The 15022-nt window shown below is 67.8% G+C and carries 10 protein-coding genes; 3 read left to right on the top strand and 7 right to left on the bottom strand.

The genetic code is table 11. The features are described from left to right. Positions 1–4 precede the first annotated feature (4 nt). The 3 genes from NMK44_RS02565 (at position 5) to NMK44_RS02555 (ending at position 4628) form a co-directional block, all read left to right on the top strand. On the top strand, positions 5–2377 hold the full coding sequence (locus NMK44_RS02565) for a collagenase (protein WP_254737663.1): 2373 nt from the start codon (positions 5–7) through the stop codon (positions 2375–2377). Positions 2378–2519: 142 nt separating this feature from the next. After that, a complete protein-coding gene (locus NMK44_RS02560; RefSeq protein ID WP_254737661.1) occupies positions 2520–3671 on the top strand; it encodes a DUF3103 family protein in 1152 nt (383 codons plus the stop codon). Between the two features lie 150 nt (positions 3672–3821). Beyond that, entirely contained in the window at positions 3822–4628 is an 807-nt protein-coding gene (locus NMK44_RS02555; RefSeq protein ID WP_254737858.1) for a thioesterase family protein, read from the top strand. Positions 4629–4664: 36 nt separating this feature from the next. Here NMK44_RS02555 and NMK44_RS02550 read toward each other — a convergent pair whose 3' ends face one another. The 7 genes from NMK44_RS02550 to NMK44_RS02525 form a co-directional block, all read right to left on the bottom strand. Continuing rightward, positions 4665–4994, bottom strand: coding sequence for a hypothetical protein (locus tag NMK44_RS02550; protein ID WP_254737659.1), 330 nt, complete (start codon positions 4992–4994; stop codon positions 4665–4667). Positions 4995–5182: 188 nt separating this feature from the next. Then, entirely contained in the window at positions 5183–5929 is a 747-nt protein-coding gene (locus NMK44_RS02545) for a hypothetical protein (protein WP_254737658.1), read from the bottom strand. Positions 5930–5933: 4 nt separating this feature from the next. After that, positions 5934–6230 (bottom strand): toxin C-terminal domain-containing protein, encoded by a 297-nt coding sequence (locus tag NMK44_RS42620; RefSeq protein ID WP_374215215.1) that lies wholly within the window; start codon positions 6228–6230, stop codon positions 5934–5936. A 150-nt stretch (positions 6231–6380) separates the two neighbouring features. Continuing rightward, positions 6381–6656, bottom strand: a complete 276-nt coding sequence (locus NMK44_RS02540; RefSeq protein ID WP_254737656.1) for a DUF7848 domain-containing protein — start codon at positions 6654–6656, stop codon at positions 6381–6383. Beyond that, a complete protein-coding gene (locus NMK44_RS02535; protein ID WP_254737654.1) occupies positions 6649–6990 on the bottom strand; it encodes a hypothetical protein in 342 nt (113 codons plus the stop codon). Before NMK44_RS02535 ends, NMK44_RS02540 begins: the two co-directional genes overlap by 8 nt. 552 nt (positions 6991–7542) lie before the next feature. Further along, the gene (locus NMK44_RS02530) at positions 7543–8211 is read right to left on the bottom strand and encodes a hypothetical protein (RefSeq protein ID WP_254737653.1); all 669 of its coding nucleotides are present in this window, start codon (positions 8209–8211) and stop codon (positions 7543–7545) included. A gap of 6 nt (positions 8212–8217) precedes the next feature. After that, positions 8218–15012: a polymorphic toxin-type HINT domain-containing protein gene (locus tag NMK44_RS02525; protein ID WP_254737856.1), complete on the bottom strand. Its 6795-nt coding sequence runs from the start codon at positions 15010–15012 to the stop codon at positions 8218–8220. Positions 15013–15022 lie beyond the last annotated feature (10 nt).

Here is a 15022-nt window from a genome sequence, read left to right as displayed (position 1 = left end):
CCAGGTGATCCACAGACCTTCCCCGCGGGCGACCCTGCTCGCCGCCGCCACCGCGGCCGCACTGACCCTGCCCCTCGCGCCGGGCTCACCGGCCTCGGCGGCTCCCCACTCCTCCGCCGCCTCCTCCTCCACCTCCGCCGCGCGGCCCGCCGCCGCGCCCGGCCCCCGTGCCACCACCGACCGCGCCACCGACCACGGCTCCCGGGTCGAGCGGCTGGGCCGGGCACCCCGGACGACCGACGGCCCCGGACGGGCCACCCGCGCCCGTATCCCCGGCGACAAGGCCACCGGGAAGGCCGTCCGCCACTCCACGGTCCGCGCCCTGGACGGCGCCGTGCCCTGCACCCTGGACGCGGCCACCGGACTGGACCCGGAGCGCTGGACCGACTTCCTCGCCGATCCGGCGGTGACCGCCGACGACTGTCTGCGCGGTCTCATCTGGACCTGGGACACCCGGCTGGCCCGGGTCTTCTCCCCCGCCCACGTCCAGGCGGTCTCCCGGCGGATCGCCTCGCTCGCGCCGTCCCACGACGGCACCAACGGCAGCCATCTGTATGAGATGTTCACCTATCTCCACGCCGCCGCGTACCACGACTTCTCGCACGACGAGATCGACCTCACCGACCCGGCGACCGTGGACGCCATGCGGCGCGGTATCGACGCGTTCGCCACCGCCGCCCGTACCTTCGACGTCACCCGTACCAACGCCGACTCGCTGCGCGAGGCGCTGTACGCGGGCAGCGCGCCGGGGCTGCGGCAGCACCAACTCCGGGTCATACCCAAGGTCCTGGCCACCATGGACCGGGACCACCCCGCCACCTCGGGCGACCGCTCCTGGGGCGGCGCCGCGCTGGCCGCGCTGTCGGTCAACTACCTCGGCGTCTACCCGGGCAACAAGGACACCGCCTTCCACCAGGCGGTCACCGCCGACGCGGGGTACCGCGGCGCGTTCAAGGCGTTCGCCGGGTACGTCCACCTCAAGGGCGGCGAGAACGCCTGGGTGGTGCGGGACGCGCTCGGCGAATACGGCCGCTTCGGCCAGGTCGACGCCCTGAAGCAGGCGGTGGTGGCGGACCTCGGCCCGCTGCTGGACACCGCGAAGCGAAACTTCGGCGACGGCAGCCAGCCCTGGGCGAAGATCGTCGGCTGGCTCAACTTCTACGAGGCGTGCGCCCCGTACCAGGTGTGCAAGGCCGACATCGAACGGCGGCTCTTCCCGCGCACCTACGTCTACGACAACGGCGGCATCACCGTGCGCACCGCACTCGACGACGCCACCGTCGACCAGCTCTACTACGCGAGCAAGCAGGTCAAGACGCAGTTCCACCGGGTGCTGGGCACCGAGGAGCCACTGTCGGGCGACACCAACACCACCCTCACCACCGTGCTGTACGCCTCCCGTGCGGACTACGAGACCTATCAGCCCATCCTCACCGGGCTGAGCACCGACAACGGCGGTATGTACATCGAGCGCGGCGCCACCTTCTACACCTATCAGCGCCGGGTCCCGCAGGACTCCTCCCTCTCGCTCGAGGAGCTGTTCCGGCACGAGTACACCCACTACCTCAACGGCCGCTTCGCCGTGCCCGGTTACTTCGGTGAGGGCCCCTGGTACACCGGCGACCGCACCACCGCCATGGACGAGGGCACCGCCGAGTTCTTCGACGGCGCCACCCGGGACGACGGGATCCTCGTCCGCAAGTCGCTGGTGCGCGGCATCATCGCGGACACCGCGAACGGCGGCCCCCGGATGACCGTCGCCCAGTTGCTGCACGCCACCTACGACGGGGACGGCTTCCGCTTCTACAACTACGCGGGCACTTTCTTCGAGTTCCTGTGGCGGGAGCGCCCCGCGCTGCTGCGCGAGATGTACGGCCGGCTGCGCGCCGACGACCCCCAGGGCTTCGACGCGTGGCGCAACCGCATGGGCGCGGACACCGGGCTCCAGCGGGCGTACGACACCTTCCTCGACGAGCAGATCGCCAAGGTCGACGATCTGTTCGTGCCCAACACCCGCTATCAGCCCATCGGTTCACTGCGGTTCGCCACCGCCACGGAGGTGCGGGACGCCTTCACCTCCGCCACCCAGAACACCCCGCGCTGCGAGAAGAGGCGGGGCACGGGCACCAAGGGGTGGGCCGGGCGGCCGCGCTTCGTGTGCACCGGCCGGATCACCGCGCGGCTGGCCGACTCCCGCGATCCCGACCGGGTGTTCCGGGACATGTCCGAGACGGTGGACTACTTCATCCTGGAGCGCAGCCGGAACGGCGGGAACAACTTCGCCGATATGAACTGCTCCTTCGGCACGGTGGAGATCTGGTCCGACGGTACGGCCGGAACCTCGCCCTTCACCTGCGAGGGACCGCTGCGCGGTTGAGGGTTTTCCCTCGTGCTGGGGGGAGTTGGGGGTCCGAGCCTTGTGCGGGCGATGACGTGCGCTGCATTCTCTACCAGCGAGTAGTGACTCGCGTAGATCTACCCCGCATTCTCACCCCCCAACTCCCCCACAGGAGCATGCCGTGAGCGGTAGACAGCATCCACGAAACCGGCGTATCCGGCGCACCGTGCTGGCAGGCGCGGCGCTGGTCGCCACCTGCGCCACCGTCGCACCGGCGGCGGTGGCGGCACCGGACCGGCCGTCCTCCTCCGGCACCGCCGCCACCTCGGCGGTGGGCCGGATCGAGGACCGTACGGCCCGCGCACTCGCCGCCTCGCTCGACGACGCCACCTGGCGCACCCACCTGCGCAAGGCGGTGCTGGGCTCGGACGAGGTGGATCTGCGCAAGGCCGCCGGAGCGACCGTGGCACCGACGGGCAAGCGGCTGACCTCCGCGCTGACCGATGCCGACCGGCGGATCGCCGCCGCCAAGGGCCTCGGTGCCGACACCGGGTCCCTGCTGCGGCTGCGGCTGGGCGACGACTCCATGCGCGCGGACCTCAAGGCCGGGCAGGCCCCGCTGATCGCCGTGGCCTCGAACGACGACCGGGCCGGGAAGGTGACCGCGTACGACAGCAAGGGTGTGGCGCACACCCTGGACGCCCGTACCGCGCCCGATCGTCCCGTCTACGTCCTGGACATCGACGAGTCCAAGGCGATGGCGGCCGGAATGCGCGTCCTGCGCGAGGAGTTCGCAGCCCGTGGCCTCTCGACCCCCCGCGCGGACACCTCTGCGGCGGACGGGGGCTTCGACTCCACCCGGATCACCGGTGTGGAGCTCTCGGAGGACGAGGAACCCTGGGTCAAGGGCGACGCCGAGATCTACACGCTGGTGACCGGCTTCGGCCAGGACGGCAAGGTCCGGGTCGACCCGGTGGACATGCCGTACCTGGACGAGGACGGCACGGTCTACCACCCGAACCAGATCCTGGTGAACTGGTCCAACTACAAGTACGACCTCGCCGACGCGGTGATGATGGAGGAGGACGGCAGCACCAACTACCGGGACCTCGCCAAGGCCATCGCCGGAGTGCTGCTCACCGTCACCGACGCGGGCGCCTACATCCCGCTGGTGAACGCGGTCCTGGACGCCATCCCGGACGAGTGGTGGACGGACGACCCGGACTACGTCGAGTCCTGGTACACCCTGGCCAAGGACGCCACGGGCCGCCGTGACGGCGCCCGGGGCAACGGCTGGATGTCCCTGGAGCCGTACCGGGTCCAGGGGGCCTGACCTCCCTGACCTCCATGAGCACCCATGGCCCGGGACGCCTCCGCGTCCCGGGCCGTGGGGTGTGGCGCGTGGGGTGTGAAGGGGGTGACAGCCAAACTACCGGTCGGTAACGTGGGGGTCCCCGGGCGAGACAGGAGCCGAGACGTGGCCATGCCGGACAGCGACACCGAGGCGTTCTTCGAACAGGTCGCCGAGGAACGCTTCACCCCCACGCCCTTCACCCGGGGCCCCTGGAACCCCGACAGCCAGCACGCGGGCCCGCCGGCCGCCCTGCTGGGCCGCGCGGTCCAACTCCGCCCCGGCTCCCGCGAGGACATGCGGCTCAGCCGTATCACCTTCGAGATCCTGCGCCCCGTCCCGCTGCGCCCGCTGACCGTGGCCACCCGTGTTCTCAAGGAGGGCCGCAGCCTGGAACTGGTCGAGGCGTCCCTCACCCCGGACGGCGGCGACGCCGTGATGCGCGCCCGCGCGGTGCGCATCCGCACCGCACCGGGGGTGGCCCCGGAGGTGTCCCCGCCCGCCACCGTCGCAAGCCCGGAGACCGCCCGCACCGAGCCCTTCCTCCCGGTCCCCTGGGACACCGGCTACCACACGGCCATGGAGTTCCGCTTCACCGCGGGCTCCTATCTCAGCCGGGGCCCGGCGACCTGCTGGATGCGGATGCGGGTGCCGCTGGTCGCGGGCGAGAAGATCACCCCCCTCGACCGCGTCCTCACTGCCGCCGACTCCGTCAACGGCGTCAGCAACGTCCTGGACTTCGGGTCCCACGTCTTCATCAACCCCGACCTGACGGTCCACCTCCACCGCCACCCGACCGGCGAATGGGTCTGCCTCGATGCCCAGACCACCATCGCCCCCGACGGCCTGGGCATCGCCGACGCCACCCTCCACGACACGACGGGCCCGATCGGCCGGAGCATGCAGAGCCTCTTCGTGGACGCCCGCCCGGGCGGCTGACCGCGCGCCGCACGTGCCCGACGCAGACCGGGCGGCTCAGTCACCTTCAAGGTGCAGTTCCAGCGACGCATCATCCGCGCAGCGTCGGGCGAAGGATTCAATTCGCTCGAGTTGCGGCCCATGAGCGGCGTTTCGCTCCTTCTTCCGAAGGGCTGCGACGTCGGTCAAGAACTGGTCCATCTGCTGCGCCGTGAGGATCAGCGACCCATAGGGATCCACCCGCTGCAGTGTGGGCATGCCACTGCTGTCGCACATTTTGGCAAATGAGTCCGAGTTGTCTGAAACGACGCCAAGAATGCTGAGCTGCCTCCCCTTGGGGCTTGACCCCTTTTGGCGAACCTGCACAAGGATCACATCGACACCCATGTTTCGATCATAGGACACTGGTGTCGAGGCGCCTCACGTACATCACAGAGCACCTCGCTGGAAACCCCGCTCTTCACCTCTCGCCGGAGATCTCCCATGCTGCCCTCACTACGCCGTCCGATCCGGCACCACGGCGCACCGCTCCCCCAAGACCGCGTCTTCCAACATGAACGACAATCCCCTGTCGGTCACTTCGGAAAGACTGTCGGCCCCTCCCGGGTAAGCGCGGTGAATAAGCCGGCCAGGCGCGAGCGGAGCTTCGAACGCGGTGAAATCCTCCTCCAATTTGCTCGCGTCAAGCCGCAGGTCCGGGTCTGCGACAACACATAGGAGTGAGCGAGGCCATACACCCTGTGCCACCCTCGCCACATTCCCTCTGTCACCCGGAACCATCGGCAGCCGTGGGCCCCATGCGCCCAGCGCTCGCACAAGAGCACCAGCCCGTCGGCCGCTACCCGCACTGAATTCCAGAACTCGTCATCCACGACATCATCGACACGGCCTAGCTCCTCCTCAGGATCCGGTTCCGAGGCGCGCCACTCAAGAAACAGGCTGTCGCCGGCGAGTCCGGTAAGCGAATTGGCTGCCGCTGGATCCATGGAGAGATGGATCGCCCCATCCCATCCCGACTCGACACGCAGCCGCCCCGGCGCGACCAGTCGGCAGTACGGACCGAACCCGGCGGCCATCCGTTCGGCAAGATTGATCGCCTCCACCGGGTTGACCTGAACCCCGTTGCGGAGCCCCCCGTACCGGACAGGGAGTGGTTGGCTGACCAGCAACTCGGTGACCTCAAGACGGTCAACTCCGCACTGCTCGACCACCACGCCGAGCAGCCTCCTCAAGTCCGCCGCGTACGCGCTCCAGGCCAGTGCCTCCGCCAAGGAGACTCGCACATGCTGGTCACTCGGGCTGACGACAAGTTCGGCTGTCATTTGGCTAGCCACTTGAGGCCCAACACCTTTCCTGTCGAAGATATGTCCAGCCCATATGTTCCGTCCCGAGCCGAATTCTTGGTCGACTGGAAGCCTGCTTGTTATGCCCAGTCCTGTCGTAGGTGATGTACCGAGGCTGCCCGCCGCCAGCCTTCTTGTTCTCCCAAAACGAGGCTCCGCCCGCGGACTTCATCTTAGTTCTTGTGTACCCCAAGAACTGCGCAACATCATCAGCATGTGCACGTGTGAGAGAGTTGCAATTGCTGTTGTGGACGAGGACCGGCGCATCCCCGGCCAGCACATAGTACGTGTGCTACGCGGTACCCCTCTACCTGCTTCAACGCTGGTCAGCGCTGGTTTTGCGTTCCGCTGTTGTCCGTGGGTGTGCGGGGAGATCCGTGGTTGTTGCCGTCGCTACTGCCGTCAGGACGTACGGGCGGCGGAAGGGCCGCTACTGCCAGGCGCCGGGTTCAGCCCGGAGGGTGGCGCGGGTGGTGCGGTGGTAGAAGTCGTGGCCGGTCTCGGCGCAGTGCTCGGCGATCCAGCGGGTCAGGTCCTCCTCGGCGTGGAGTTCGCCGGAGGTGGCGCCGCAGTCGTGGTCTTCGCCGGTGACGCAGACGGCCTCGAAGGTGGGCAGGGCCATAGGGTCCACGGCGGCGGTCACGTGGTACTCGCAGAAGCGGTAGCGCTTACGGGCAGGCGTGCCGGTGGTTGCCGGGTCAGGCATGCTCGGCCGTCTCTTCCTGCGGGTCCGGGATGCACTGTCCGCGCGATTCGGCCACCCGGAGCGCGTCGGTGAGGGCTTCGGCCAGTCGGGAGGCGGTCCAGCGGTACTCGGTGGCCGACAGGGCTCGTGCGCCGGGCGCCAGGACTTCGCGGGCGTGTTCCAGCAGTTCTTCGCTCATGCCGAGTTGGACGGCTTCGATGCTGTCGGCGAGTGTGGACAGGTAGCCCCTGCCGTCGGTGCTGAGGTAGCAGGGGCGCCCGTCCGGGGTGGTCCACGGCAGTAAGCGGGGACCGGCCAAGCCTGTTGCCGCGTCGTACAGTTCCCGGCGCCGCATGCGTCCGCGTCGCTCCTGGGTTTGGTCACCGTGCACCCCCGGCTGGGTCGCTGATAGGGACACGGTGACCGTAGGAGCTGACTGCCCGTCACTCCATGTATGAGCCAGGGCAGTTTGCTACACGGAGCGTGCGAAGTGCTGCGCTGCGTGGTAGCTATCCGACGACGCCCAGGTAGGAGGCCATGTCGCGCACCTCGGCGGTGAGGGTGCGCTTGCGCTTCTTCAGGATCTCCTGCATGGTCTCGGCGGCCACGTGCTGATGCTGAAGCCACCGGGGGATGCTCGGCGGACCCCGGTCAGCTCGTCCATGGCTGCGGTCAGGTCGCCGGTGCGGGTGTGGGCGCGTGCTACGTCCATGCGGTGGCGGTTCCAGTTGTCGTCACTCGGCCGCCCGGTGCTCTTCCATGCCTTGGGCGACTGGGCGTCCTCGTCGGCCTTCCGGACGACGGTACGCGCGTCGCCCACGACCATGGCGTGCCGTTAGAAGCCACTGGAGCCCCATCAGCGACAGCTGATGGGGCTCCAGTTTCGCTACCGCGAACGCACACGATGTCAGGAACTGCCCGGCTGTGCGCCGCACAGCTCACGTTCAGCGCGTGAGACCAACTCGCCGAAAGGCAGCCGCCGTCCCGCTACATCGGAAATCAGCCGCTCACGCTGCGCAGTGTTCATGCGGCGACCCACAGCTCGCTCCGCTTGGCGAAAAGCGGATGACTGCCTCTCGCCAACGCGTTCCTCCCACGGGATATCGGTCAGCAAGGAGTCGACCGGATCATGCAGAAGCTTCTTCCAACTACGTTCGATCAGGGCCCGCTCTGCGGGAAAGTGAGCTGAGAGCTCGCTAAAGAAATCCGAGCCGCGCGAACGCAGAGCCTGAAGAAACTCGGACTCATTAGCGATGGCCTTTCTAGTCTGTCCATCCCCAGAGACAGTTATCTGTAGCACCCCCTTAGATACTCGATCAAATTCAACCTGGATGGGCTGGTCCGGGAACCTGAAGGAGCCTGCCCCCGTCACCCGTAGCGTCGAAACAGAATCTGCCAGGTAGGCCCACAAGGGGTACAGGTAGTCCCAGAGTCGAGTATCGACCAGAACACAGTCGCCAATAGTAATCTCGACTGCGCCTTCAATCAGGTCAATCTCTGTCGAGGTATCCTGCACCGACTCGAATCGAATGAACTCGTGGGGGCGGATCATCGCGTAGCTCTCGACAACGATCATCGGTCATCAGTGCGGGTAGAACTGGCCAATTCTGCCATTGCTAATTCCCATCGTGTAGGTCACCCCTCCGTAAACGCCTTCCACCTGATAGCTGTCGCTGACTCCTCGACTCGAAATGAGTCCACGATTCTGTTGAGTAACGCTGCTAATCGCGCCCTCGACGTCTTGGATCGACATGTTCTTCCTGAAATTTGTCTGCGTCGCCTTGTCCGGCCCCCTGCGGTACGAAGGGTGGTGACGCTCCAGTATGTGCTGCATCCGCTCTTTGGTCAGGCGCAGATGCTGGTCACCCATCTGGAAGTATCGCGTTTGCCAGCCCTTTAGGGCGTCACCCACACCGCAGTTGCTGTTGTGAACGAGTACCGGCGTGGCCCCCGCCAGCACATAGTACGTGTGGACGCGATCAACGGTCAGATCGTACGTGCGCTGCTGCTTACGGAAGTGCCGTACGGCCACGACCTCGACGGACGCACCCTTGTTCGTCCGCAGTTTCGCGCCCGCTTCGAGGTCACCGGCATCGACCCAATGTCCCGGGTCGGTGACCCAGAACGGATGGGTGTCGGTGGCGATGATGGAGGCTTTGCCTTCAGGGGTGCTGACCGTCAGGTCGGTGAAGGACTTGTCGTGGTCGGTGATGATCGTGTCGACCACGGGGCGCGCCTCGGTCTTGCCGGTTTCCGGGTCCGTGGCGAGTACTTCGTCACCGACATCGACATCCTCGATGGCCTTGTGCTCACCACCTGCGAGCTCGACATCCGTACCGGCGGTGAAGCTATGGAGACAGCTGCCGAGAGCCTTCTTTCCGGCGTCGGCCGACTCCTCGGCCCGTTTCTCACCCTTCCTCAGCTTATTCGCGTACTTGAAGGCTTTCAGAGGCTTGAACGCAGGAAGGTCCAGCGCAGCCGAGCCGCACGAGGAGAGCTCGAAGTCACTGCAGCCCTTCCACGCGCCCACATTCGGGCCCAAGACCTTGACGACCGTGACGAAGAATCCGAAGAGTCCCGTACCCGCCTTGGTGTCCTTGTAGGGACCGGGCCTGGGCGGCGGTCCCGGGCTGGGGGCGGGGGTGGGATACGAGGAGGAGGTGGAGGCCGTACCGCTTCGATTGCGCCACCCCGGGTCGCCACCCCCCGACCATGGCTTCCCGTTCCGGTCCGGCTTCCAGCCGTCGGAGTAGCGGTTGTGGTCACCGTGGCTGTCGTCCTGGCGGGGCAGGGAGTGGCCGGTGCCGTCGTCGATCCACAGGCCCGTGGGGTCGGCGTCGGTGGCGGGGTGCTGGTTGGCGTAGCTGTAGCCGTTCAGCGACTGGGGCTGGTCGGGGGCGAGGACGGGGTCGACGCTGATGAACTGCCCGATGGAGGGGTCGTATGCACGCGCGCCGATATGGGTGAGCCCCGTGGTGGTGTCGGCCGGCTTCCCGAGGAAGCCCTTGTCGTCCGGCCACGCGCCGGATTTCGGGGTCTCGCCCCGCGGAGCGCCGAAGGGCGTCGTGTAGCGCTTGGTGACGGAGAAGTCCGCCGCGTCGACGGCGATGCTGGACGTCTCGTGGTGGTCCCCCGCCAAGAAGCACAGCTTGCTGCCGGAGACCCCCTTCGTGGCGGTGCGCACCGCGACGGTCTGATCGGCTGCCGTGTAGTAGCGGCTCGCCGAGAGTGTCCTGGCCGATCCCTTCACCGACAGACGGACTTCGGTGGCACCCAGGTAGAGCACCGTGTCACCGTCAGCGGTCGTGGCGCGTCGGATCAGGAGTTCGCCGTCGGCATCGTAGAGATAGCCGGTGCCCGTGGCGGGCTTGGCGCCCGCCTTGGGTTCTGTCGCGGCGGAGAGGTCTCCCTCCGCGTTCCAGGCGAGGCTCTGGGTGGCCTGGGTACCGGGCCGGGTCGTGGTGTTGCCGGACTTGTCGTAGCCGTAGGAGGCGGTGGTCGCGGCCGTGCCTCCGGGTTTGGTGGTCTCCGTCCTGGTCAGCGGATGCGGCTGGCCGGCCCCCGTTCCGTAGGTGTAAGAGGTGGAGGTGTCACCCCCCGATGCGTGCTGGGTCTCGGTCTTCCGCTGACCGGCCGCGTTGTAGGTGTACGAGGTCCAGTACGGGGCCGCACCACCGAGGTCGGCGGCAACACGGCCGGCGGTGGCACAGTCCGCGGATTTGGGTGTCCAGGCGTGCGTCAGCCGCTGGTAACCGTCGTAGGTGAAGCACTGGTTGTCGGACTTTCCGGTGCCGCCGAGCGTCGAACCATCGTGGATGGACGTCACATTGCCCGCGTCGTCCTGACCGAAGCGCAGGTCCTGGAGCATGTAGCCGTGGACGTCGTCCGTGACGTAGCTGCGAGTGAGGCGCGCCGTGCCGTCCTCGTAGTCCTGGTTGAGGTACAGCTTCTTGGCGTCCGAGGCGGGTGAGCGTCCCAGGGAGAGCTGACGGAGTTCACCGGTCGGCGCGTAGGCGGCGCCCAGGAGGTACCCGGTCGCGCCCTTGAGGGTGAGCTGCTGACCGGTGGCGTTGTAGGTGTAGCTGACCGTTTCCTCGGGAAGCGCGCCGACCGCCGGTTCCGAGCTCTGCCTGATGGTGCCGTCCAGCCGGTAGCCGGTGGAGAAGGCCAGCTCGGCAGGGACTCCAGCGGTGACGAGGGGGTCGTCGCCCGGGAGGACCAAGCGGCTGTTCGTGGGGCGGTACAGGCTGTCGTACCGGGTGACTTCCCGGGTGTACGCCTTGCCCTTCGCACCGCCCTCGTAGCGGACCGAGGTGTCGGCCTGGCCCTTGGCCAGCTTGTCGAAGGTCCATGCGGCGAGCTTGTTGGAGTCGGTCTTCGTGTTCTGCCACAGCCCCGTCCTGCGGTCCAGCTCGTCGTACGCGTAGAGCAGGGTCCGGTTCTCGGCGTCCTTGGTGGCGGTGACCCGGTCCAATGCGTCGTACGTCGTGGTGGTGGTGCCCTTGTCGGGGTCGTCCGCCTCGGTCTGGCGGCCGAGCAGGTCGTAGGAGTAGCGCCAGGTGGCGTCGTCCGGTCCTCGGAGGGTCTTCAGCTCCCCGCCCGGGGTGTAGGTGTACGTGCCAGCGGCGAAGTCGTGGCCACTCGGGGCGGGGCCCGCGTAGGTGCGCCGCTCGACCGTCTGGCCCAGGGCATTGGTCACCTCCGCGGTCCCGGAGCCGCCCGTCGGCGCGGTGACCAGCACGGTGTCACCGGTGTAGGCCGTGGTCGTGCGCCACCGCTCGGCTCCGCGCACCTTGGTGACGGTCTTGGTGGGCCGGGCGGCGGCGTCGTAGCCGGTGTCGGTCTGGAGGGGGGCCTGACCGCCGTCGGTCTGGACGAGGGTGCCCGCGGGTGCGGCCTTGTCGTCCCAGATATCGGTCTGGGCGGATACGGCGAGACTTCGGTCGTCGTACAGCGTCTGAGAGATGAGCCGCCCGCCCGTGGGCGAGGGCTCCTGCACCTGCCGGGAGCGCAGCAGACTGTCGAAGATCTCGTAGGTGGTGTTGTACCCGCCGCCCTCACCGTTCAGCTCGCCGGTGGAGACCCATGAGGGAGCCGAACTGGTGACGCTGTAGTGGTAGACGTGGTTCGGTTTGTCACCGGCGACCTTCGACCGGTTCGGCAGCCAGACCTTGCTCACCCGTCCGAGAGCGTCGTAGGCGGACTCGGTGACCTTCCCGTTGGGGTCGCTCACCTTCAGCGGGGCCCCGGAAGCGGGATCCACGCTCGTCGAGGTCTTGTAGCCCTTGGCGTCGGCCTCCGTCGTGCTGGTCAGGGGTCCTTCCGTGGCCGGGGAGTAGGTGATGGTGGCTGCCGTCCGGTCCAGCGCGTCGGTGACGGTTCTGGGCCGGCCGAGCGAGTCGTAGTCGGTCGTCTCCACCCCCTGCCAGCTCGGCTGGTGGGAGTCGCCGTACCCCTTGGCCCTGCCGGTCCACCGCACCTCGCCCTTGGTGGGCTTCTGGTCCGCCGTCCACGTGGTGGTGTCGTATGCCGTGGCCGTGTCACTCACGACGTCTCCGGAGGAGCCGGAGTCGCGAGGGAGGTCCAGCTCCGCGGTGGCGACAGAACACCGCTTCGCCACCATCTGAGCCCGGCTGACCAAGGAATTGATACCGGACCCGGCATTGCGCGCGTACCAGGTACGGGCGCAGGTCTCGTCTCCCTTGACCGCATCGTCACCGCTGTCCTCGACGCTGGTGGCCATGCCGTAGTCGTCGTAGGTGGTGGCGGTGGTACGGACCCGGTCGACCGGGCTCACGCCGCTGGTGATCCTGGTGCGCTCATGGGTGGCTGCCGTACGGACGTAGTACGCCTCGGTGTCCGCGTAGGACTTGTGCTGGGTTGCGGTGCGCTTGGACCACGGGTCGTTGATGACGCCGGAGACCTCGGTGTCGCCGTTGTAGGTCACGGACTCGCGTAAGAACCCCGCGTACTGGTCACGATCCTCGATGGCCGGCGCCGTCACGCCGGACGCCTTCACCGATCGGCTGGTGCCGTCCTCCTTGCGGTCGCCGTCCATACCGCGCAGATAGGCGGAGACGGTCTTGGAGCGCAGACCGTCGGAGGTTCCGGTGAGGTCGGTGACCTTGCGGTATCCGCGCCAGACCGACCAGGTGCGCTCCTTGGCCGGAGTCATCGGGTCGTCGTTGTAGTGCCAGGCGCCACCACCGTCGTAGAGATAGGTGTGCGCCACGGCTTCCGAGCCACCGTGCGGGTCGGTGGTGCGCACCCCGGACACCGGGTACTTGTGGAACCAGTCGAGCTGGGGGTCCTTGGCCCCGTTGGGCGACCAGTACACCGGGAAGCACCGCATGGTGTTGGTGTCGGGCGAAGCGGGCAGCTTGGTCTTCGCCACACACTCCTGGGGCAGGTAGTCGACGACCGTCTGGGCACCCGTTTCGGAGGTGATGGCCTTCACCCGGGGCTTCTCCAGCGACAGGATGTCGTCCCGCGCCCCGTCGACCCGGTTTGTGAGCCAGGTGTGGGAGAACTTCACCGGGTCCAGGGCGATATCGCTGCCGCCCTTACCGGTGTGCTTGATCTCGTCGAGCCACAGGGACTGGTCGGAGGAGTCTCCGGTGTCACCGGGGTCCAGGTAGCGCTGTGTGAGGGACCACGACTCGACGGCCTGGTACGCCGGGGGCGAGGCCGCGGCATTCCAGAAGTGCGTGGTGATCCCGGTGAGACGCTTACGGGTGAAGAACGACGGGCCCACGTTGCCGGTGCACTTGTCCCCGTCCTTGCAGACGGCGTCGAACGGCACGTCCGGCCAGTTGTCCCGGTGGTCCTTGTCCAGGGTGTCGCAGCCGTCTCCGGAGGCGGTGCAGCGCTCCGCGACGGTGAAGGTGACTTTGTCCGAGGCGGCGGGAGAGGCGGCGAACAGGGCGTTCGCGCGCTGCCCGTAGCGGATCTCCTTCAGGTAGCCGCCGCGGATGTAGTCGGTCCCCGGGTCGTCCTTGCCGTTCTTGGCGTAGTTGTTGTGCTCGGCCGCGTACCAGTAGGTCATGGCATTGCCGTGGGTGTCCTCGACGTAGTCGAGGTTCCATCGCCATGCCTGCTTCTTGTCCCGCCCGGCGAACGAGTCACCGGAGGAATAGCCGAGCTCGCCCTCGTCGTCCCCGAAGACGGGGACGGTCCACACCGAGTCGGTACGGTCGTCCGCTCCCGCTCCGTCGAGCTTGTCGAGGCCGAAGACGTACTTCGTACCGTCGCCGGTGATGACCGTCCAGTACTCGCCGTCGTCGTCGCCGTTCTTCGCCCCGGTCGTGTGTCTCACCGTTGACGCGTCATCGCCCTTGAGCCGCCAGGTACCGGTGGTGTCGTCCTTGACCAGTTCCGTGGCCTTGCCGTTCAGCACGAGGGAGGCGTTGTCGTACTTCCAGCAGAGGTCGAACTTGTCGTCATGGCCGTCGTCAGCACAGCTGCCGTACTTGCGCTCCACGAAGGAGGAGGTGAGATCGAAGCCCTCACCGATCCAGGAGCCCTGGTTGTTGGTGTTCGCGGTGCGGCCGTCCACGCTCCCGGAGTCATAGGCGATGCTCAGATCCGGTGCGGGACCGGCAGCCGCAGGAGGGGTGCGGAGCGGATACGACCAGGTGAAGGAGCCGGACGAGCCGCCTGCTTCCCAGGTGGAGGACGCCGACAGCGGAGTGGCCTTGTAATCACCGCCACCGGATTTCGTCCCGGCGGCCAGCGCCAGCACCTTGGTCTCGCCACCCGGCGTCGCGGCGAAGGAGAGCTTGCCGCGGAGTTGCTCCGTGCCACGCGCGTTGGTGCTGCGCACGGGTGTCTGCGTCCGGCAGCGGGCCTTGCGGGGCGTGGACAGCGCACAGGACGGAAGCTGCACGATACGCAGGCGTCCGGCCCAGTCCCCACCGTAGGCCGAGGCGAATTCCCGGTAGAAGAGGTCGAGTTGGGCGCGACCGCCGTCCGGCCGGGCAGTGGCGGTGAGCACGACACCCCTCACCCCCGCCGCGCGCGCCGCCTGCTGGCCGAGCACCTGGATGTCCAGCGACGAGGCGGCACCCGACGTCGTACCGGGGGATCTCAGGGTGACGGGCAGATCGCCGGGGGACGCCGAGTCCGTGCCGCCGCGGGAGGCGGTGAGCCGGGCCTTGTCGGCCGTGGGCCAGGTGACCTTACGCTCCTGTTCCCGCCGGGCCCGCTGGGCAGCCGAGCGGTCCGACTGCTCCGCCTTCCGGATCACCGCCGCCGTGCTGCGGTCGGTCTTCGGCGAGAAGGGGACGACCCGATCGGGGTGAGGAGCGGCCAGTTCAGGACGCCCCAAGGGGCTTTCGGTGGCCTCCGAGACCACCGGGGAGAGTAACCCGGGCAGCATGGCCAGTCCG

Origin of the sequence: Streptomyces cucumeris (assembly GCF_024295805.1) — a bacterium.
GTDB classification, from domain to species: Bacteria; Actinomycetota; Actinomycetes; order Streptomycetales; family Streptomycetaceae; genus Streptomyces; species Streptomyces cucumeris.
Note: the sequence above shows the minus strand (reverse complement) of the source record. Positions and strands in the feature narration are given on the sequence as shown.

What these genes read in the sequence shown, in the direction of transcription:
- NMK44_RS02535 (WP_254737654.1), bottom strand. Translation starts at nt 6,990, where the DNA reads ATGCGGCGCCGGGAACTGTACGACGCGGCAACAGGCTTGGCCGGTCCC.
- NMK44_RS02525 (WP_254737856.1), bottom strand. Translation starts at nt 15,012, where the DNA reads ATGCTGCCCGGGTTACTCTCCCCGGTGGTCTCGGAGGCCACCGAAAGC.
- NMK44_RS02550 (WP_254737659.1), bottom strand. Translation starts at nt 4,994, where the DNA reads ATGGGTGTCGATGTGATCCTTGTGCAGGTTCGCCAAAAGGGGTCAAGC.
- NMK44_RS02545 (WP_254737658.1), bottom strand. Translation starts at nt 5,929, where the DNA reads ATGACAGCCGAACTTGTCGTCAGCCCGAGTGACCAGCATGTGCGAGTC.
- NMK44_RS02530 (WP_254737653.1), bottom strand. Translation starts at nt 8,211, where the DNA reads ATGATCGTTGTCGAGAGCTACGCGATGATCCGCCCCCACGAGTTCATT.
- NMK44_RS02555 (WP_254737858.1), top strand. Translation starts at nt 3,822, where the DNA reads ATGCCGGACAGCGACACCGAGGCGTTCTTCGAACAGGTCGCCGAGGAA.
- NMK44_RS02540 (WP_254737656.1), bottom strand. Translation starts at nt 6,656, where the DNA reads ATGCCTGACCCGGCAACCACCGGCACGCCTGCCCGTAAGCGCTACCGC.